The organism is Collinsella aerofaciens (genome assembly GCF_040926185.1).
In the GTDB taxonomy this organism is placed as follows: Bacteria; Actinomycetota; Coriobacteriia; order Coriobacteriales; family Coriobacteriaceae; genus Collinsella; species Collinsella aerofaciens_BC.
Map to the genome: position 1 here is coordinate 16,574 of NZ_JBCOIQ010000018.1, position 20,160 is coordinate 36,733.

General features: G+C 61.8%; 14 protein-coding genes and 1 tRNA gene. 10 read left to right on the plus strand and 5 right to left on the minus strand.

Annotated features, from left to right (window positions below; genetic code table 11):
• Positions 1-9 precede the first annotated feature (9 nt).
• The 4 genes from ychF to AB5750_RS07690 form a co-directional block, all read right to left on the minus strand.
• Positions 10-1,086, minus strand: a complete 1,077-nt coding sequence (gene ychF, locus AB5750_RS07675) for a redox-regulated ATPase YchF (protein ID WP_368145899.1) — start codon at positions 1,084-1,086, stop codon at positions 10-12.
• A gap of 114 nt (positions 1,087-1,200) precedes the next feature.
• A complete protein-coding gene (locus AB5750_RS07680; RefSeq protein ID WP_368145898.1) occupies positions 1,201-2,454 on the minus strand; it encodes a 4Fe-4S binding protein in 1,254 nt (417 codons plus the stop codon).
• A 150-nt stretch (positions 2,455-2,604) separates the two neighbouring features.
• Positions 2,605-3,672, minus strand: coding sequence for a glycerol dehydrogenase (locus AB5750_RS07685; protein WP_368145897.1), 1,068 nt, complete (start codon positions 3,670-3,672; stop codon positions 2,605-2,607).
• A 120-nt stretch (positions 3,673-3,792) separates the two neighbouring features.
• The gene (locus AB5750_RS07690) at positions 3,793-5,016 is read right to left on the minus strand and encodes an iron-containing alcohol dehydrogenase (RefSeq protein ID WP_035136916.1); all 1,224 of its coding nucleotides are present in this window, start codon (positions 5,014-5,016) and stop codon (positions 3,793-3,795) included.
• 500 nt (positions 5,017-5,516) lie between these two features.
• Here AB5750_RS07690 and AB5750_RS07695 point away from each other — a divergent pair, with 500 nt between their 5' ends.
• The 4 genes from AB5750_RS07695 (at position 5,517) to AB5750_RS07710 (ending at position 10,035) form a co-directional block, all read left to right on the plus strand.
• Entirely contained in the window at positions 5,517-6,593 is a 1,077-nt protein-coding gene (locus AB5750_RS07695; RefSeq protein ID WP_368145896.1) for a tetratricopeptide repeat protein, read from the plus strand.
• Positions 6,593-7,636, plus strand: coding sequence for a hypothetical protein (locus tag AB5750_RS07700; protein ID WP_368145895.1), 1,044 nt, complete (start codon positions 6,593-6,595; stop codon positions 7,634-7,636). The genes AB5750_RS07695 and AB5750_RS07700 overlap by 1 nt, the downstream gene beginning before the upstream one ends.
• A gap of 45 nt (positions 7,637-7,681) precedes the next feature.
• A complete protein-coding gene (locus tag AB5750_RS07705; RefSeq protein WP_368145894.1) occupies positions 7,682-9,859 on the plus strand; it encodes a MurT ligase domain-containing protein in 2,178 nt (725 codons plus the stop codon).
• Between the two features lie 99 nt (positions 9,860-9,958).
• Positions 9,959-10,035 (plus strand) — tRNA-Glu (locus AB5750_RS07710).
• 195 nt (positions 10,036-10,230) lie between these two features.
• Here AB5750_RS07710 and AB5750_RS07715 read toward each other — a convergent pair.
• Positions 10,231-12,318: a glutamine synthetase III family protein gene (locus tag AB5750_RS07715; RefSeq protein WP_118205277.1), complete on the minus strand. Its 2,088-nt coding sequence runs from the start codon at positions 12,316-12,318 to the stop codon at positions 10,231-10,233.
• A 426-nt stretch (positions 12,319-12,744) separates the two neighbouring features.
• Here AB5750_RS07715 and AB5750_RS07720 point away from each other — a divergent pair, with 426 nt between their 5' ends.
• The 6 genes from AB5750_RS07720 (at position 12,745) to AB5750_RS07745 (ending at position 20,129) form a co-directional block, all read left to right on the plus strand.
• Positions 12,745-13,617, plus strand: coding sequence for a methylenetetrahydrofolate reductase (locus tag AB5750_RS07720; protein ID WP_368145893.1), 873 nt, complete (start codon positions 12,745-12,747; stop codon positions 13,615-13,617).
• A complete protein-coding gene (locus AB5750_RS07725) occupies positions 13,617-14,405 on the plus strand; it encodes a hypothetical protein (RefSeq protein WP_368145892.1) in 789 nt (262 codons plus the stop codon). The genes AB5750_RS07720 and AB5750_RS07725 overlap by 1 nt, the downstream gene beginning before the upstream one ends.
• Positions 14,406-14,414: 9 nt before the next feature.
• Positions 14,415-16,970: a homocysteine S-methyltransferase family protein gene (locus tag AB5750_RS07730; RefSeq protein ID WP_368145891.1), complete on the plus strand. Its 2,556-nt coding sequence runs from the start codon at positions 14,415-14,417 to the stop codon at positions 16,968-16,970.
• A 108-nt stretch (positions 16,971-17,078) separates the two neighbouring features.
• Entirely contained in the window at positions 17,079-18,443 is a 1,365-nt protein-coding gene (locus AB5750_RS07735) for a PFL family protein (protein ID WP_368145890.1), read from the plus strand.
• A 373-nt stretch (positions 18,444-18,816) separates the two neighbouring features.
• On the plus strand, positions 18,817-19,647 hold the full coding sequence (locus tag AB5750_RS07740; RefSeq protein WP_368145915.1) for a methyltransferase domain-containing protein: 831 nt from the start codon (positions 18,817-18,819) through the stop codon (positions 19,645-19,647).
• Between the two features lie 182 nt (positions 19,648-19,829).
• Complete coding sequence (locus AB5750_RS07745) at positions 19,830-20,129, plus strand: YhbY family RNA-binding protein (protein ID WP_117583334.1); 300 nt, start codon at positions 19,830-19,832, stop codon at positions 20,127-20,129.
• Positions 20,130-20,160 lie beyond the last annotated feature (31 nt).

The window sequence follows — 20,160 nt, forward strand, 5'->3', positions numbered from 1 at the left end:
GCGTCGTCCTTACACGTTAAAGCGGAAGTGCACGACGTCGCCGTCGGCCATGATGTACTCTTTGCCCTCGATGCGCAGCTTGCCGGCAGCCTTGGCGCCCTGCTCGCCGCCGAGCTCGATGTAGTCGTCGTAGCCAATGACCTCGGCCTTAATAAAGCCGCGCTCAAAGTCGGTGTGGATGACACCGGCTGCCTGCGGAGCAGTCGCACCCTGACGCACCGTCCAGGCCTTGACCTCCATCTCGCCAGCCGTAAAAAACGACTGCAGACCGAGCAGTTTGTAGGCAGCCTGAGCGAGCACGTCAAGACCAGGCTGCTCCAGGCCCAGGCTCTCCAGGTAGTCGGCGGCATCCTCGGGATCGAGCTCAGAAAGCTCGGCCTCGATCTTGGCGCAAATGGGCAGCGGCTTAACGCCATCGATGGGCGCCAGGTCGTCGTTGAGCATGTCCTCGTCCACGTTGGCCACATACAAGATGGGCTTCATGGTGAGCAGGAACAGACCCTTGGCAGCGGCACGTTCCTCGTCAGTCATCTCCATGGACGCGGCTCGCTTGCCCTCGTTGAGCCAAGCGAGCAGGCGCTTGGCAACCTCAAACTTGGGCATGAGCTCCTTGTCGCGCTTGGCCTCCTTCTCGAGCTTGGGCAGCTGCTTCTCGAGCGTTCCCATGTCGGCCAGGATAAGCTCGGTCATAATGGTATCGGCATCGCCGGCGGGGTCGACGAACTCGCCCGTGCGACCAACCTCGCGCATGACATTGGGATCCTTAAAGTAGCGCACGACCTCGCAGATGGCGTCGGTCTCGCGAATGTTGGCCAGGAACTGGTTGCCCAGGCCCTCGCCCTCGTTAGCGCCCTTCACCAGACCTGCGATGTCGACGAACTCGACCGTCGCCGGCACAATACGACCCGGGTTAACGATGTCGGCAAGCTTTTGCAAGCGGCTATCGGGCACGTCGACGATACCCACGTTGGGGTCGATCGTGGCAAACGGGTAGTTGGCGGCAAGGCCGGTCTTTTTGGTAAGCGCGGTGAACAGCGTCGACTTGCCCACGTTGGGCAGGCCCACGATACCGATGGAAAGGGACACGACAGCTCCTTTTGATACAGGTACTTCAAACTGCATAAGTATAGCGCCGCCGCAGCATCCGGGCGAATCCGGACACCGCGGCGGCGCAAATGAAGCAGAGATAGAGCTCGCTGACTAGTCCGCGAGCTTCTCCACCTGATCGAGCATCTTGTCAAGCTTGGCCTTTGCCTCGGCCTTGGCCTTCTGGGCCTCTTCGTGGGCCTTGGCCTTCTGAGCGGCCTTTTCCTCGGCCTCGGGGTCGACAACGACCAGATTGGACGCATCGTGCTCGACCAGCTTGAGCGCATGTTCGGGACAAACCTTGGCACAGGCCCCGCAGCCTAAACAATACGTGGACTCCAACGCAAAGCGACCGCTTCCCACCAAATCGCAGGCAAACGTGGGGCACACGTTGACGCACTCGCCGCACGACGTGCACTTGTCAAAATCGCACTCCGGCGTGCTCACCTGCATGTTCTGGGCAAGCTCGGGATGGTTCTGCAGCGTCGAGAGCACCAGCTGCCGCCCGTGCGTGAGCGAACGGCGACGCTTGGTCGTCGTGGTGCCGCACATGGTGTTGAGCGTGCGCTCCAGCTGGGTAATCTGATGGCGATGGACCTTGAGCTTTTGCGTCACCGAAGCCAGCGCCGCCGTCGCCGGGTTGAGCTTGGTCACTGTCAGGCCCGTCGTGCGGGCGATCTTTTCCATGTACTCCTTGCGCTCGTACTCGCGAAGCTTATGGCACTTGAGGCTCTTGGGGTCGACCTCCAGACCCATACCCGTGCCAGACCACTCCTCGGCCTTCGCAATCGCCTCGCCCAGAATGTCCTCACCGCCGGTGTTGCGGCATTTATCGCACACGCCCAACGGCAGGTAGACGCTCACGTTGGGATAGTCGGCCAGCACCGAGAACCAGGTCTCGGCAGTAATATCGCCCACGCAGGCGACGACGACCTCGTTCTCGCGCGGCATGCGCTTGAGGGCGCGCGTGCAGGTGACGTAGGCGGTCTCGTGGCTCGTAGCAGCAGAGACGATATCGTCATACAGGTTTTTGGGCGCCAGGCGCGGCGAGATGATCGCCTCGGTCGGACAGGCAGCGGCGCACAGGCCGCACTTGCGACAGGAGTCGAGGATCTCGATGGCGTCTTCCTCGACCTCGATAGCGTTGACCGGGCACACGTCCATGCACGCGGTGCAACCGCTCTTTTCGTTTTTGCAGGTCAGGCACGGAATGGTGTTGCCGCGCGGGCGCTCCTTGTAGTCGGCAGGATTCCACTGCGGCGCCGATGGATCGAGTGCATCGGTCACGCCGCCAAGCGGGTTTTTAAGAAAGTCGAAACCCTTGCTGATCTCGATAATGTCATCAAACAGATCGTGTTCCTGCGCCATGCGCGGCCCCTCCCTGAGCAGTGCAAACAAGCAAGAGATAATGATACGCCATCGGCCCACGACTCGGGCAAATTACACGCGGAGCACCTTTGAGGCAAATAGCCTATGCCTATCGCCGCCTCGATTGCACAAGGTCGATCAAGCGCCTAGCTATGCCTCGCGCATGAGCTGCACGAGCTTTTGTCTGGTCACCTTGGCCTGTTCGTTAGCCATATTGCGTTCGTTTCTAAAGGCCGCATCTGCAACGCTCATCAGGTCGGCATCGGAAATCTCGTCAAGGCCCAGCTCCTCGAGCGTCGTCGGCAGACCGACGCGCTGGCAAAACTCGAGCACCTGATTAAGCTCGGGCGCACGCTCCAGGCGCAGCTGCACCACCAGGCCAAATGCCACGGCCTCACCATGCATGGCCTTGCACTCGGGCAGAATCGTCAGGCCGTTGGCTATGGCATGGGCAAGCGCTAGGCCACCACTCTCAAAGCCAACACCCGAGAGCAGAATACTGCACTCGATCAGGCGCTCAACCGCTGGCGATGTACGGCCCTTTTTGAGATCGCGCTTGGCAGCGACGCCGCACTCCATGAGTGTGTCATAGCAGGCACGAGCCGCAACCAAGGCCAAGTGTCCCGGCGCGCCACCGTGCTCGTTAGCGCCGTGCGCCGCGGCGCACGAACGCGCCTCGAAATACGTTGCCAGCGCATCGCCCATACCAGCGACCGTCATACGCAGCGGAGCCGCCGAGACCACGTTGGTATCGACCACGACCAGGTCTGGATTCTTCTCGAGCATCAGGTAGCGGTCGAACGACCCATCCTCGTGATACAGCACCGAAATCGCACTGCACGGACCGTCCATCGAAGCCGCCGTGGGGCATACGCACAACGGCAACTCGGCATAAAACGCAACGGCCTTGGCGATATCCAGCATCTTGCCGCCGCCAATACCCACCACCATGTCGCAATACTCGGCCTGGGCTTCCTTAGCCATTTTTACAACGGCTTCTTCCGTACACGGACCGTTATAGATCTTAAAGAATGGCTCGCTTAGGTCTTCGTCCAGAAATCCATCGACGATCTGCTTGCACAGCCGATCCTCGGTGCCCTGGTCAAACAAGACATAGGCAGCGCAGCCCAACCATGACAAATACCTGCCCTGACGCGAAAGTTCGCCCGGCCCCTGAACATACCGGCCAGGACCGCCATAAACCATGGGAAGCGCCATACGAGAATCCGCCCTTCATCAAACAACGATTGGTGCAAAGCAACCTGACCCCTTTGCACCATAGCAAAAAGGGGCCTCGTGCATAGAGCACGAGACCCCTTGCAAGACAGCGAGAGTCGATTAGAAATCGATGTCGGTGTCGTAGTAGCAGGCCTTGAGAATCTTCTCGAAGTCGGCAGCCTTGGTCTCACGCGGGTTCTCGGGCGTGCAAGCGTCCTGCTCGGCGTTCGCGGCGATCTCGGGCAGCTTGGCGAGGAACTCCTCCTCGGAAACCATCTGCGGGTTCTCGGCGTCGACCTTCACGCCACCATTCGCGTAATCCTTGATGGACTGCGGAATGTTGAGCTGGTCGTTGAGGTCGCGAATCTTCTGGACGAGCGCAGCGATGAGCTCCTCGTTGGTCTCGCCGGGAAGGTGCAGGATCTCCTTGGCCACGTATGCATAACGCTCGGCAGCACGCGGGTCCTTGGAGTTCCACTGGATGACCTTGCCCAGGTACATGGCGTTAGCAGCACCGTGGATGATGTGACCGTTCTCAAAGGCTGCACCGGTCTTGTGAGCCATGGAGTGAACGATGCCGAGCAGGCCCGAGGAGAAGGCGATACCGGCGATGCACTGGGCCTCGTGCATGTGCTGACGGGCCTCATGGTCGCCAGCATAGGACTTGGGCAGCCACTCGACGATCTCGCGGATGCCGTGCAGGGCGTTGGCGTCGGTGAACATAGAGGCGCAGGTGGAAACGTAGGCCTCCATGCAGTGGGTCAGAGCGTCCATGCCGGTATGAGCGCACAGCTTGGCGGGCATGGTGTAGGTGAGCTCGGGGTCGACGATGGCGACATCAGGGGTGATGTTGAAGTCGGCCAGCGGGTACTTGATGCCCTTGGCGTAGTCGGTAATGACGGAGAAGGCAGTAACCTCGGTAGCGGTACCGGAGGTGGAGGAAATGGCGCAGAAGTGAGCCTTCTGACGCAGCTCGGGGAAGCTGAACGGCTGGATGATGTTATCGAAGGACTCCTCGGGATACTCGTAGAAGACCCACATGGCCTTAGCGGCATCGATGGGCGAGCCGCCGCCGATGGCGATAATCCAGTCGGGCTCGAACTCGCGCATGGCCTCGGCGCCCTTCATGACCGTCTCGATGGACGGGTCGGACTCGACGCCCTCGAACAGCTTGACCTCGAAACCGCCTTCCTTAAGGTCGGCCTCAACGTCCTGCAGGAACCCGCCGCGGCGCATAGAGCTGCCGCCAGAAACGATGATGGCCTTCTTGCCCTTGAGGTTCTTCACCTCGTGGCGAGCGCCCTCACCAAAGTACAGATCGCGAGGATTGGTAAAACGTCCCATACTGTGCCTCCTAAACAAGCCCCTCTTAGACTTGCGTATATAACGGAGCACCCGATTGGCTCCGTTAGGACCGTTTTGCGCGTTGCCGGCGATGACAATGCGCGATGTCTGAACGTCTCAACGCTCAGACAAACACTATTTTACCGTTCTGGTTGGTCAGTTATTCACCTAAAGCCAACAATGATGAAACGTTTTTTCTATCCCTGAAGACCCTTGTGGGACATTCATACTCCCAAGCTGGGCAAACGTTTTATCAGGGTTGACCACATATCCCGGACAGGGCTGTGCCCCTCCAAAATGTGCCCCGTTCGCCGCCAAAAATCGACCGTTTACGGCACTGTGATACCACTCGGTCGTCCAAGGTGCCGACATTTGTGCGACATCCGTCTTCGTGGTGCAAAGGTGCAAGTCCAAGTGCGGCACCCCCGGTGTGCCACATGCGGGTAAACTAGAACCTTATATAAAGATATTTGAACCCTAACTGCAGCAAAGGAGGCCCCATGGCATTCGATCCCATTCAAGAGGATTGCCATCGCCTCGTTCTTGAGGCCTTGCGCCGCGACAATATCCCGCTCACTGACGGCCCCGCCGTCGAGCGTCTAATGGAGCAATTCACCCGCAACCCCGCGCCGCTCATCGTGCACGACCGCGACCGAGCTGGGCATCTGATCGCCAAGGTCGTCGAGGCTGTCGACTACCGCATCCCCTTTATCCCCGACGACGCCCAGGCAGAGCAAGAAGAGGCCGCTGCCGAGAACATGCTCCGCGAGGCAGCCGCGCTCGATCCGGCAAACTGGGATGCCCAGCGCATGCTGACGGCGCTCACCGCCGAATCCAACGAGGAATACGTACAGTATCTGGTGTCCAAGTGCGACGAGGTGGAGCACGATCTGGCGCTCAAGATTGCCTCGGCGCAGGACCCCTACGAGCGTGAGGCCGCAGGCGACCTGACCCGCCGTCCCTACCTGCGCTGGCTTGCCGCCTTGGCATCGCGCGCGCTCATTAGCGGCCGCTACCGCATGTCGCTGGATGCCGCGAATCGCAGCCTGGACTTTGCGCCCAACGACCCCGCCGGCGTCCGCCATACTGCGATGCTTGCCATGGCAAAGCTTGAATACCCTGCCGAGGAGCTCAAGCGATTTCGTTCTGCCCACTCCGTACCCTATCTTGCCAACACGCCGCTGCGCCGCCGTCCCAAGGACGCAGAGCGCGACCTGGACCCGTGGACGCTCATCGCGCTGATGAGCGCTGCTTGGCGCGAGCTGGATTACGAGGGCGCCGAGCACTACCTGCGCATCCTTGCGCGCTCGTGTCCGCACGCGGCCGAGGCGCTCTACTTCCAAACCGAGTTTCCCGATGGCGTCTATGCCCGCGTCAACGTAGGTCCGGGCTCCACCGATGAGCTTGTCCTTGCCCTGTCCGAGGCGACGCCGGTGCTGCAGGAGGGCCTAGGCGCGCCCGACAACGCCAGCTTTGCCGCCTGGGTCGCCACCAACGACATCGTGCGCTCCCAGATCGACGAACGAATCCTGCGCGCGGCCGAACAGGGATTGCCGTTTAAGGGAGGAGACCTCTAATGGATCCGAGCGTCTACATCCCCGCCTATCTGGAGCGCACCTATCTGGCATCGCACCCCGAACTCACCGATGCAGCACGCGAGCTTGTCCATAACGACATCAGCGCAAACCCTCACAAGTATGCGCAGACCGAGCATGCCCAAGCGCTGCTGTCCTATGCCGGCGTTCATCGTCATTTGCTTGACGAGCTTCGCCGCATCGAGGACATGGGCAGCGACGAGGAGTTTGAGCAGACGCGCAACCGCCTGTTCGACGACATGCGCGATGAGCTGCTCAAGATTGTTCGCGTCGATGCGCATGTCCTCGATGCCCAGCTGCTCGCCATCATCCTGGCCGACACGCCCGTCGATGCCTGCCTGGGCGACTTGATGAAGCTCGAGGCGAGCACGGCCGACTACCTGCAACAGAGCGTGCCCGGGTTTGATATGGAGGCCCCGCACTACTGGGCCAATAATGTTTTGGCCGACGGTGTCACCGCAGCAGACCTTACCGTGAGCGAGCCGGCGCTTATCGGCTGGCTTCACACGCTCGAGGCCATCTCGCAGCTGTGCATGGCGAGCGCTCGTTACCGCGCCGCCGCCAACTACTCTCGCCGTGTTCTTAAGGCGGAGGGCTATCCCACCCGGGCCGCCGGCACCGTGTTGCTCGCCCTCGCTCGCCTGGAAGACGAGGACGGCTTTTTTGCCCTGGCCCACCAGCTCGAGGAGCAGATGGGGGCCGATGCCCTCGAGAACTCCCCCTGGTACCTACTCGCCCGCACGATCCTGCTGTTCAAAACGAACAAGATGCGCCCGGCGACACGCGCGCTGCGCGAGTTTGCCAACCGCTGCGAGGGCGGCGCGTTCTTTTTGCTGAACCCCATGTATCAGACGCCGTACCTTCCCTGCCGGCCCGAACCGCACGACCCCTGGGACCTTTCGCATCAGGCAGTTTGGGAGGCCGACGGCATCATCTCGGATACTCCCGACTTTGCTCCCTGGGCCAACGCTTGCGAAGACGTATCGCAGCTTGCCCAGGAATTTGCGCGCCGTTACGGTTTTTAACGGCGCAAACGCCACGACCATGTCATTCACGTTAGGAACGGCTTCATGAACTTCCGCTCATCTCTCGCCTGCACCTCGAGCGATATCGCCCGCTGGGGGCTGCGCTCCATCCTTAAGCGCCAGGGCGGCGTACTCCCCGGCCGCATCGCCATGAAGATCGACCCCGAGCTGCTAAGCGACCTCGCGGGCCTTGTCGACCGCAGCGTGGTGATCACCGGCACCAACGGTAAGACCACCACCTCCAACCTCATCGCCGACGCCGTTGCCGTCAGCGGCGCCACCGTGGTATGCAACCGCGCTGGCAACAACATGGAGCCGGGCGTGGTGGGCGCGTTGCTCGAGGCGCGCGGCAACCTTAAGCGAACCGCCAGCAGCAAGCGCGTAGGCGTCTTTGAGTGCGACGAGCTCTACACGGTGCGCGTCCTGCCCAAGCTCAAGCCGACGTACTTTGTGCTGCTCAACCTGTTCCGCGACCAGCTGGACCGTTACGGCGAGATCGACCATACCCAAGACGTCATCGCCCACGCGCTGGAGCTTTCACCGGCAACGACGCTCATCTACAACGCAGACGACCCGCTGTGTGCCGCGATCGCCGCGCGCGTTCCCAATGCAAGCATCGCCTTTGGCATCGACGGCGCCACCAACACTGAGTTCGACCGCATTAGCGACTCGCGTTTTTGCTCACAGTGCAACGCACCGTTGGAGTACGACTATGTGCAGTACGGCCAGCTTGGCGCATACCATTGCCCCTCGTGCGGCTGGACCCGCCCCGGGCTTGTCCGTCGCGTGACGGGCGTGGAGCTCGGCTGCGACGGCTACGTCTTTGACCTGGTCTTTGGGCCTGCGCCCGACGCGGCTGCCGTACACATCGCCACACGCTACAACGGCCTGTACATGGTCTACAACGTTGCCGCCGCCTTCTTTGCGGCGCGCGAGCTGGGCGTGGACGCGGCGCATCTGCAGCCCACGCTCGACGCCTACGTGCCAGCAGGTGGTCGCATGGGCCGTTGGAATATCGCCGGCCGTACCGTCGAGGCCAATCTGGCCAAAAATCCCGTAGGCTTCGATCGTCAGATCCAGTCCATTAAAACAGCAGGTGGCAGGCTCTGCGCCTTTTTCCTGAACGACAACGATGCCGATGGCCACGATGTCTCGTGGATCTACGATGTCGACTTTGAGCGCATCGCCGACACAACGGGACTTGTCGCCTTTGCCGGCGGCACGCGCGCGCGCGACATGCAGGTGCGCCTCAAGTACGCCGGCATCGATGCCACGATTATCTCGAATATCGAGCAGGCGATCGGTGCCGTTGCGGATGAAGCCGCCGGCGACACTTTCTATGCCGTCGCCAACTACACGGCCTTTCCGCCGCTGGTCAAGGAGCTCGACGAGCTTAAAGGCACCGATGCGGCTACGGTTGCCGCCCACGCTGCAACGTGCGCCGATGGCAGTGCCGTCCCCGTCGGCGTCGCGCCGACCGAGCTTTCGCGCCCCCTGCGCATCGTCTATCTGTACCCCGATGCCCTCAACCTCTACGGCGACGGCGGCAATGTCATCGCCCTCGAGCGCCGCTGCGCCTGGCGCGGCATCCCCGTTCGCGTGGACGAGGTCCGCATGGGCGAGGCGCTCGATCTCACCGACGCCGATATCGTCATGATGGGCGGCGGCTCCGATCGCGACCAGCTGGCCGTGGCGCACGAGCTGCTCGCTCAAAAAGACAAGGTTGCGGCCTATGTTGAGGACGGCGGCTCGTTGCTTGCTATCTGCGGCAGCTATCAGCTGCTCGGCCGTTCGTACTACATGGGTGAAGATCGCATCGAGGGCTTGGGCGTCATTGCCGCCGAAACTGTACGCGGCTCCGACCGACTGATCGGCAACGTCGCCGTCAAGACCGACCTGGCACCCGAGCCCTTTGTAGGATTCGAGAACCACGGCGGCCGCACTCTGCTCGACGCAGATGCCACGCCACTCGGAACGTCCGTCGTCACGGGCACCGGCAACAACGGCGAAGACGGCTTTGAGGGCCTGATCTACAAGGGCGTCATCGGCACGTACCTGCACGGACCGGCGCTACCCAAGAATCCCAAACTCGCCGACTGGCTCATTACCCACGCCCTCGAGCGCCGCGGCGATGCGCAGGCCACAGCCCTGCTGCCGCTCAAGTCCCTCGACGACACCTACGAACACGCCGCCCACGACGCCGCCATGAAGCTGCTCCCCTAGCACCTCACCACCACAAAGGGACAGGCACCTTTGTGGTGGTTTTCCAGTTTGCCAACGATATACGCGCCGGCAAAAAAGTCTGCTATACTCTTTCCCGCTGTCCCCATCGTCTAGCGGCCAAGGACGCCACCCTTTCAAGGTGGATATCGCGGGTTCGAATCCCGCTGGGGGCACCATTTGAAACGAGAAGCCCGTTACCCCCGCGGTGACGGGCTTTTTTCTACCCCAACGCCGGGATTCGAACCCGACAGGGTGCGAATCCCGGCAAATCGGCGGCAAAACGGACTCCAAAGCGTCCTTCGCAAACAAAAAGCCGGGGCCCGCGCGATGCGGACCCCGGCTCAATACCGTGACGATATGTCAGTTACGTTCTACACGTAGAACAGGATGTCGTCGTAGGTCGGGACCGGCCAGTAGTCGGCGGCAACGATCTCCTCCATGGCGTCCACGGCGGCGCGCAGCGTATCCATAGCGGGAACGACCTCGTGTGCATACACATTGGCCTGCTCCTGGCCATCGAGGGCCTCGGCCTTCTGATGCACGGCGTCGAGCGCCTTGATGGAGTCGTTAATGGTGGTGATACCGTTGCAGAGCTTGTTGAGCGTGTTCTGCTCGCACTGCATGGCGGCCTCGGCACCGGCGGCACGAATAGTCTCAAGACCCTTAGCGACCTTGGTGGCATATGCGGTAATGACCGGGCGATAGGTACGACGCGCCTCGCGAACCATCGTGGTGGCCTCGATGTTCATGAGCTTGTTGTACTTCTCGAGCTTGCAGTCGTAGCGGCACTGGGCCTCGGCCTTGGTCAGGACACCCGTCTCCTCAAAGAGCGCAATGGCCTTATCGGAAACAAAGGCGGGCAGGGCGTCGGCCGTGGTCTTGTTGTTGGCAAGGCCGCGCTTCTCGGCCTCGACGGGCCACTCGTCGGAGTAGCCATCGCCGGAGAAGAGGATGCGCTGGTGGTCGGTCAGCACCTTCTTGCAGTACTCGAGCGCGGCGTCCTGGAACTCATCCTCGGGCGTACCCTCGAGTGCGTCGGCGAAGGACTTGAGTGACTTGGCCACGGCGGCATCGAGCACCAGGTTGGAGTCGGAGACGTTCTGCTCGGAGCCGCAGGCACGGAACTCGAACTTGTTGCCGGTGAAGGCAAACGGGGAGGTGCGGTTGCGGTCGGTGTTGTCCTGCATCAGCTTGGGCAGGGTATCGGCGCCCAGGTCGAGCACGCCGCGCGTGGCATGGACGGAAGCCTTGCCATCGATGATCTTCTCGACGACCTCGGTAAGCTGGTCGCCCAGGAAGATGGACATAATCGCCGGAGGAGCCTCGTTGGCGCCCAGACGATGGTCGTTGCCGGCCGAGGCAACGGAGGCACGCAGGAGCTCCTGATAGTTATCGACGGCCTCGATCACCGCGGTGAGGAAGACGATGAACTGCAGGTTGTCGAGCGGGGTGTCGCCCGGATCGAGCAGATTCTCGGACTCGGTGCCAAGCGACCAGTTGTTGTGCTTGCCCGAACCATTGATGCCCTCGAAGGGCTTCTCGTGCAGCAGGCAGACCAAGTCGTGGCGGGAGGCGATGAGCTTCATCTTCTCCATCATGACCAGATTCTGGTCGATGGCCTCGTTGACCTCGCCATAGACCGGTGCGAGCTCATGCTGGCAGGGAGCGACCTCGTTGTGCTTGGTCTTGGCGGGAATGCCAAGCGCCCACAGTTCATCGTCCAGGTCCTTCATATAGGCCGAGACGGTGGGGCGGATAGCGCCAAAGTAGTGCTCCTCGAGCTCCTGGCCCTTGCAGGGAGCAGCACCAAAGAGGGTGCGGCCGGTGATGACCAGGTCCTTGCGCTTGCGGTAGGCGTCCTTCTTGATCAGGAAGTACTCCTGCTCGTCGCCCACGGAAGGAACGACCTTCTTGGGGGTCTTGCCAAACAGTGCCAAAACGCGCTTGGACTCACGCGAGAGCGCGGTCATGGAGCGCAGCAGCGGGGTCTTCTTGTCCAGGGCCTCACCCGTGTAGGAGCAGAAAGCCGTGGGGATGCATAGGACATCGTCCTTGATAAAGGCGGGGCTGGTGGGATCCCAAGCGGTGTAGCCACGGGCCTCGAAGGTGGCACGCAGGCCGCCGTTGGGGAAGCTGGAGGCATCGGGCTCGCCCTGGATGAGGTTCTTGCCCGTAAACTTGGTAATGGCGGTGCCGTCGTGGTTGGGCTCCAGGAAGCTGTCGTGCTTCTCGGAAGTAATGCCCGAAAGCGGCTGGAACCAGTGCGCGTAGTGCGTCGCGCCCTTGGAGATGGCCCAGACCTTCATGGCATGGGCAACGGCGTTGGCCACATCCAGGTCGAGCGGCTCACCGCCCTCGAGGGTTGCAGCAAGGCGCTTCCAAATGTCCTTGGGGAGGTAGTCCTTCATGACTTCCTCAGAGAACACCATGGTCCCGAAGCGGTCAGTAAGTTCGGCCATACGGAACTCCCTTCGTATCGGCACCGCGTGAGAAGCGGTGTTGATTACTAACGAACGAGTCATAGCTTAGACTCGCCGTGTTTCCGCGACATTACCGTTATGTTGCTGTCGCGAAACCAATCAATGAGGTTACCCTATCGAGGCGGCGTTGCCACCCTCAACAGCCAATCAACTGCATAAATTGCAGACCTCTCCCCATGGTTTAAGGGTAGTCAATTTGGGATGGGGCTCTATTAACTGGTATTTCGCATCAAATACCATTCAATATAGCCCCATCCTAGATTGACCGCTCTGTTATAGGAAATGCCGATAGCAAAGCATTTTCGATTGGTATCCCCAAATAGCGAGTGAAACTCCACCGTGACACAGTGGTGCTGTAGAATCCTTAAAACACATCACACTATTGCGTATCTAAAGGAGCACGATATGCGCGTCGACGAGGTTTTTAAGCAGGCAGCATCCCAGGGCACCGCACCCGTTTCGTTTGAGATGTTCCCGCCCAAGGGCGAGCTTACCCTCGACACGGCTCACGAGGTGGCAGGCAATCTGTGCAAGCTTTCGCCGAGCTTTGTCTCGGTCACCTGCTCTGCCGGCGGCTCGGGCAACGGCGCCACCACCGCCCCCATCGCACATATGATTACGAGCGAATTCGATACACCCTCGGTGGCACACCTTACCTGTGTGGGCCGCTCGCACGCCGATATCGCCGCCAAGATCGACGAGTATCGCACCGCCGGCGTTGAAAACATCCTGGCCCTACGTGGTGATCTTCCCGCTGGCGCGACCGAGGACGACAAGCCCGCCTCTGACTACGCCTACGCCCGCGACCTCATCCCCGAGCTCGTCGACGCCGGCTTTTGCGTGGGCGCCGCAGCCTACCCCGAAGGCCACATTGCCTGCGAGGATCTCAACCTCTCGGTCGAGCACCTCAAGCAAAAGCAAGACGCCGGCGCGAGCTTCTTTGTGACACAGCTCTTCTTTGATAACGAGTGCTTCTATCGCTTCCGCGAGCTTGCCGACAAAGCCGGCATCACCGTGCCTATCACCGCGGGCATCATGCCGTTTATGGGCAAGTCGCAAATCAGCCGCATGGTCTTTATGTGCGGCGCATCGCTACCCTCCCCCGTCATCAAGATTCTCGCCAAGTACGAGAACGACCCCGAGAGCCTGCAGGCAGCCGGTGTAGATTATGCTGCTCGTCAGCTTTGCGACCTTAAGGAGCACGGTGCCGACGGTCTGCACCTGTACACTATGAACCGTCCTGCAATCGCCGCGACCATTATGGAGCGCCTGGGGTAATGGAAAAACCGCACGTCGATACAACCGTTGTTGAAGTGCCGGCCGACCTTGCGTCGCCGGCGCTTTACCGTATCGACGCTGCCCACCGCCCTCGTGTCGACCGTGCCGAGATGCTGCGGTATCTGGGCTACGGCGGCCAGCAGATTGAGCCCGAACTGTCGCAGCGTATTGAGCTTGTCGTTGAGCGTCTGGAACTGGACATTGAGCCCCGTGGCGTGCGCCGTGTGTTTGCCGTCGATGCCGCAGGCGTCGACGAGCAGGGCGAGCCCTGCATCCGCTTGGTTGGCACCAATGTTGAACTGCGGGGTCGTGATATCTATCGCCACCTTAAGGACGCCCGCTTTGCCGCGCTCATGGCATGTACCCTCGGCATGGAAGCCGAGCGTCGCCTGCGCACCACGGGAGCCCAGCAACCCCTGGAAGGCGCCGTGCTCGACGCCGCATGCTCTGCCTATGTGGAAGCCGCCGTCGAGCAGATGGACCAGCAGGTCAAGGCTGCGGCCGCTGCACACGGACTCGCCGGTAACTGGCGCTTCAGTCCCGGCTATGGCGACTGCCCGCTCACGGCACAGCGCTCAATCGTGGATGCACTCAACGCCACGCGCCTCATTGGACTTACCGTCACTCCCACCAGCCTGCTCATGCCCACCAAGAGCGTGACCGCAGTGATCGGTCTGTTCGACGGCGAGGTCCACGACGCCCAGAGCCGCCCCACCTGCAATATCTGCCGCATGCGCGAGCACTGCCGCTTCCGCGCCGCCCACACCACCTGCTATTCCAGCCATTAGGAGCCATCGATGTTTACTCCGCTTATCACTCATGATCTGGACGGCGCCGCGCTGGCGGCACCCGTTGATGCCGCACGCCGTAATGGCGCTGCATACAAGACGCGCACGATCGACGACCTTCGCATTAAGGATGACCGCCTGCGTGCCGCCATCGAGGGCACGGGACACCTGCTGTTCGACGGCGGCATGGGCACCATGTTGCAGGCCGCCGGCATGAAGGCAGGCGCCCTGCCCGAGCTGCTCAACTTTGAGGAACCCCAGGTCATCACCGATATCCAGCGTCAGTACGTCAAGGCCGGCTGTGACGTGATCACCGCCAACACCTTTGGCGCCAACGCCCACAAGCTCGACGGCGCCGCCACCGTGGCAGACGTCTTTGCCGCGGCAGTCACCTGCGCCCGCGAGGCCGGCGCCCGCTACGTCGCCGGCGACATCGGCCCCATCGGCGCCCTGCTGCGCCCCCTGGGCACCCTCAGCTTTGACGAGGCCTACGACCTCTTTGCCGAGGAGGTGCGCGCCGGCGTCGCTGCGGACGTCGACCTCTTTATTATCGAGACTATGACCGACCTGGCCGAGATCAAGGCGGCGGTCCTCGCCTGCCGCGAGAACTCCAACCTGCCCGTCTTTGCCACCATGACCTTTGAGGAAGACGGCCGCACCTTCTTGGGCACGAGCCCCGAGGTCGCCGCCATCACTCTCGACGCCATCGGCGCCGACGTCCTTGGCATCAACTGCAGCCAGGGCCCGGCCGAGCTCCGAGGACTCGCTGCGCGTATGCTCACCGTTACCGACAAGCCCGTTATGGTGCAGGCCAATGCGGGACTGCCCCACGTGGACGATGACGGCAATACCGTCTTTGATATCCAGGCGCCCGAGTACGCCGAGGCCGTCGCCGGCATGATCGAGGACGGCGTGAGCGTCGTCGGCGGATGCTGCGGAACCACGCCGGCGCACATGGCGGCACTTCGTACCCTCATCGACAACCACACGCCCAGCCCGCGTCACCGCAAGCCCAGCATGTCGGTCACGAGCGCCCAGACGGTCGTGGACCTCCCCTGCGACGGCCACAAGATCGCCGTCATCGGCGAGCGCATCAACCCCACCGGCAAAAAGCGCCTGCAGCAGGCCCTACGCGACGGCGACCTGGACTACGTCGTGAGCCAGGGCATCAGCCAACAGGAGCAGGGCGCCGACATCCTGGACGTCAACGTGGGCCTGCCCGAGATCGACGAGGTCAAGGTCATCCAGCAAGCGACCGAGCAGCTCCAAGGTTCCACGCTGCTGCCGCTGCAGATCGACTCCACCGACCCCGCCGCCGTCGAGGCCGCCGTGCGTCGCTACGCCGGCAAGCCCATCATCAACTCGGTCAATGGCAAACAGCAGATCATGGACGAGATCTTCCCGCTGGTCGCCCACTACGGCACCAACGTCGTCGGCCTCACGCTCGACGAGGGCGGCATCCCGGATACCGCCGAGGCTCGCTTCGCCATCGCCGAGCGCATCGTGGCCGAAGCCGCCCGTTACGGCATTGGCCCGGACCGCATCCTCATCGACTGTCTGGTCATGACCGCCTCGACCAACCAGCGCCAGGCTGAGCAGATCCTGCGCGCCATGTCTATGTGCAAGGAGCGCCTGGGCGTCAAGTGCGCACTCGGCGTATCGAACATCAGCTTTGGCCTGCCCGCGCGCCCGCTGCTGGGCTCGGTCTTTTTGGCCGCCGCCTTTGGTGCAGGTCTGGACGCCCCCATCATGAACCCGGGTTCCAAGCGCTTTATGGACACTGTCTACAGCTATCGCGTGCTGAGCGTTGAGGACGAGGGCTCGACCGGATACATCGAGCGCTACGCCGACTGGACCGACCCGTATAAGATCGCCGCGAACCCGGCGGCCGCCCAGTCAGCATCGAGCGATGCCGCGCCTGCCGCGAGCGCCACCGCAAGCGCCGATGACGACCCCATCCGCCACATGGTCGTCTCGGGTCGCAAGGGCGAAATCGCGGCCGAGACCGAGCGCCTGCTGGCCGACCACGACGCCATGGACCTCATCAACAACCACTTTATCCCCGCCCTCGATGAGGTCGGAGTCCTCTTTGACCAGGGAAAGTTCTTCTTGCCGCAGCTCATGGCCTCGGCCGAGGCCGCGCGCGTGGGCTTCGATACCATCAAACGCCTGATGCCCGCCGGCGAGATTGCCGACAAGGGCAAGATCTGCGTGGCCACCGTCAAGGGCGATATCCACGACATCGGTAAGAACATCGTCAAGATGCTGCTCGACAACTACGGCTATACCGTCTTTGATCTGGGTCGCGACGTCGATCCGCAGGAGGTGCTCAAGACCGTCAAGGAGCGCGACATTAAGCTCGTCGGTCTCTCGGCGCTTATGACCACCACGGTCGTCGCCATGGAGGAGACCATCAAGCTGCTTCATGCCGAGGTGCCGGGCGTCAAGATCATCGTAGGCGGCGCCGTACTCACCCCCGAATACGCCAAGCAGATTGGCGCGGACTACTACGCCAAGGACGCCGCCGAAAGCGCGCGCATCGCCGAAGAGGTCTTTGGGCAGTAACACAACGGAAACAACCGAGCACCAAAACGTGCCGCATGCGCCACTTGGCACGTGCGGCACGTTAGAATAGATAAGACTATGCTCGTTTTGGCAGATAGGAGCGCAAGGATGGCGATCACGCCCGCAGAAATCGCGGAAACCCGCGGCATGGTTGAGGAGCAGAACCTCGACATCAGGACCATCACCATGGGTGTTTCGCTCATGGGTTGCGGCGACGAGAACCTCGACCGCATGTGCACGAAGATCTACGACCACGTGACGCACACGGCTGAGCACTTGGTCGAAACCGCCGAGAACCTCGAGCGCGAGTACGGCATCCCCATCGTCAACAAGCGCGTCTCCGTCACCCCGGTGGCGCAGATCGCCGCTTGCTGCAAGGATGAGGACCTCACCCCCATCGCGCATGCCCTCGACCGTGCGGCCGAGACCCTCGGCATCGACTACCTGGGCGGCTTCTCCGCGCTCGTCCAGAAGGGCATCGGCGACGCCGACCGCCGCGTCATCCAGTCCATCCCGCAGGCGCTCGCCACCACGAGTCGCGTCTGCTCCAGCGTCAACGTCGCCAGCCTGCGCGCCGGCATCAACATGGACGCCGTGCTCATGGCTGCGCAGACCATCATCGACGCCGCTAAGCTCACGGCCGACCAGGACTCCGTCGGCGCTTCCAAGTTTGTCTGCTTTGCCAACATGGTCGAGGACTCCCCGTTCATGGCGGGCGCTGTCCACGGCGGCGGCGAGGCCGACGCCGTCATCAACGTAGGCGTCTCGGGCCCCGGCGTTATGGCCGCAGCCCTGGAGACGCTGCCCGATTCCGCATCGATGATGGAGGTCGCCGAGAAGATCAAGCAGACCGCCTTTAAGATCACCCGCGCCGGCGAGCTCATGAGCCGCGAGGCCGCCCATCGCTTGGGTGTCGAGAAGGGCATTGTCGACCTGTCGCTGGCACCTACGCCCGCCATCGGCGACTCCGTCGCACGCATCCTCGAGATCATCGGCGTGGGCACCTGCGGTGGCCCCGGCACGACCTGCGCGCTCGCCATGCTCAACGATGCCGTCAAGAAGGGCGGCGTCATGGCCAGCTCCAGCGTGGGCGGCCTCTCGGGCGCTTTTATCCCCGTGTCCGAGGACGCCGGCATGATCGCCGCCGTCGAGGCCGGCGCGCTTTCGCTCGAGAAACTCGAGGCCATGACCTGCGTGTGCTCCGTTGGCCTGGACATGATCGCCATCCCCGGTGACACCCCGGTCGAGACCATCGCCGGCATCATCGCTGACGAGATGGCTATCGGCGTCATCAACAACAAGACCACGGCCGTCCGCGTGATTCCCGCCATTGGCAAGGGCGTGGGTGACTGCGTCGAGTACGGCGGCCTGTTCGGCCGTGCGCCCATCATGCCGGTGAACCCCAACGCCTGCACCGTGCTTGCCCACCGTGGTGGACGCTTCCCGGCACCGCTGAACTCGCTGAAGAACTAGCTGAGGGGTTCGGGCGAGGAGCCCCGGGGAGGGCAAATATATAAGGTCGCCTGCTCGGACAGTCCTGACTCGCACGGAGAGCACATTAAGTGCTCTCCGGCTCGTGCGGAACTCGCGATCGACCTTATATATTTGCCCTCCCCGGGGCTCCCGCACAACGGGACCTCGGTTGAGTTCTATCCCGGTTGCAGTTGCTTCGCTCCTGCACTACATGGTCGATGCGACGGTTTGGCGTTGGATCGGTTCTTTCTGATATATGCTGGTTGCGGCTCTTCTTTTGGGAGGAGTCGCTTTTTTGTTGCTAGGAGGTTGACCCGTGGTTGATGGGGATGCTCGCTCTGAGCTGCTTTCCACAGATTGGAACCAGGAATGGATGCGTCTGCAAGCTAATCGGCGGCGGGCTGATGACTCTTTTGAGTGGGACAAAAGGGCTCGGCATTTTCGGCCGCTTGAAACCGCTCCGTATGCCCGGGACTTTATGAAGCTGCTGGCGTTAAAGCCTGGCGAATCCGTGCTGGATATGGGGTGTGGGGCTGGGTCGATTGCTATTCCGCTTGCTCAGGCTGGGCATCCCGTGATTGCTGCTGACTTTTCCCCTGCTATGTTGGGCACACTTGATGCTGGCATTGAGTACTATGGGCTCGAGGATCGCATTACACCGCTTGAGCTTGCTTGGGATGATGACTGGGATTTGGTTGGACCGGTCGCGAAAGCGGTAGATGCTGCCTTTGCCAGTCGCTCTGTCACCACGACCAACCTAAAAGGCGCGCTTGCCAAGCTTGATCGAACGGCTCGTCGGCGTTGTGCTGTCACGATGGTCGCCAACTCCAGCCCGCGCTATGACCTGCACCTGATGAACGCCATCGGTGCCTCGGTTACCTGCAGTAATGGCTTTGTGTATGCCTTCAATATCCTCATTCAGATGGGTGCCCTGCCGCAGGTTACGTACTTTGAATCGCCTCGTCGCGATACCTTCGATAGCCTTGAGGCAGGAGTGGCGGACTTCTCCCGCATGCTCGAGCACGGTAATGAGGATAAGATCGACCGTCTGCGCGACTACGTCGCTCAGCATATGATTGAGAATCCCCATGCCGGCGAGCCAGGGTCCAAGGGCGTACCGCAGGGACGCTACATGCTCGACCACGTCCGCAAGGTTCGGTGGGCGTTTATTGCATGGGAGCCGGTCCCTTCGGGCAGTCCATAGACCGCTTTCGGCCGCCGTACACGTCCGTCTGTAACCCGCGCTGTTCTCCCGCTCGGCATCCGCATTCTTTTTGAACTGGGTAAACACGCCCCACACCGCGCCGTTCCTGCGCTATCGTGGGACAGCTCACGTAGATTAAGGCCCCATCGCGGGGCGCCCCATAACATAGAAAGCGAGAACCCATGGCACTGACAGGAGCCCAGGTCAAGCAGCTTCGCAGCATGGCCCATCACCTCAACCCCGCCATCATCATCGGCAAGTCCGACATCAACGAGGGCACCGTCGAGCAGACGGTCGCCTACCTGGAGAAGCACGAGCTCGTTAAGTGCTCCGTACTCGATGGTTCCAGCCTTTCTGCCCGCGAGGCCGCCGAAGAGCTCGCCGATCGCTGCCATGCCGAGGTCGTCCAGGTTATCGGCCGCAAGTTCTCGCTGTATCGCGAGTCCTCGCGCAAGGACATCGAGAAGATTAAGCTCGTCTAAGCGCCAACGATCCGGCGAGCCAACACACATC

Coding starts and splice junctions, on each gene's coding strand:
- AB5750_RS07745 (WP_117583334.1), top strand. CDS start 19,830: ATGGCACTGACAGGAGCCCAGGTCAAGCAGCTTCGCAGCATGGCCCAT.
- AB5750_RS07685 (WP_368145897.1), bottom strand. CDS start 3,672: ATGGCGCTTCCCATGGTTTATGGCGGTCCTGGCCGGTATGTTCAGGGG.
- AB5750_RS07715 (WP_118205277.1), bottom strand. CDS start 12,318: ATGGCCGAACTTACTGACCGCTTCGGGACCATGGTGTTCTCTGAGGAA.
- AB5750_RS07735 (WP_368145890.1), top strand. CDS start 17,079: ATGGCGATCACGCCCGCAGAAATCGCGGAAACCCGCGGCATGGTTGAG.
- AB5750_RS07700 (WP_368145895.1), top strand. CDS start 6,593: ATGGATCCGAGCGTCTACATCCCCGCCTATCTGGAGCGCACCTATCTG.
- AB5750_RS07725 (WP_368145892.1), top strand. CDS start 13,617: ATGGAAAAACCGCACGTCGATACAACCGTTGTTGAAGTGCCGGCCGAC.
- AB5750_RS07690 (WP_035136916.1), bottom strand. CDS start 5,016: ATGGGACGTTTTACCAATCCTCGCGATCTGTACTTTGGTGAGGGCGCT.
- AB5750_RS07695 (WP_368145896.1), top strand. CDS start 5,517: ATGGCATTCGATCCCATTCAAGAGGATTGCCATCGCCTCGTTCTTGAG.
- AB5750_RS07720 (WP_368145893.1), top strand. CDS start 12,745: ATGCGCGTCGACGAGGTTTTTAAGCAGGCAGCATCCCAGGGCACCGCA.
- AB5750_RS07705 (WP_368145894.1), top strand. CDS start 7,682: ATGAACTTCCGCTCATCTCTCGCCTGCACCTCGAGCGATATCGCCCGC.
- AB5750_RS07680 (WP_368145898.1), bottom strand. CDS start 2,454: ATGGCGCAGGAACACGATCTGTTTGATGACATTATCGAGATCAGCAAG.
- AB5750_RS07730 (WP_368145891.1), top strand. CDS start 14,415: ATGTTTACTCCGCTTATCACTCATGATCTGGACGGCGCCGCGCTGGCG.
- AB5750_RS07740 (WP_368145915.1), top strand. CDS start 18,817: ATGCGTCTGCAAGCTAATCGGCGGCGGGCTGATGACTCTTTTGAGTGG.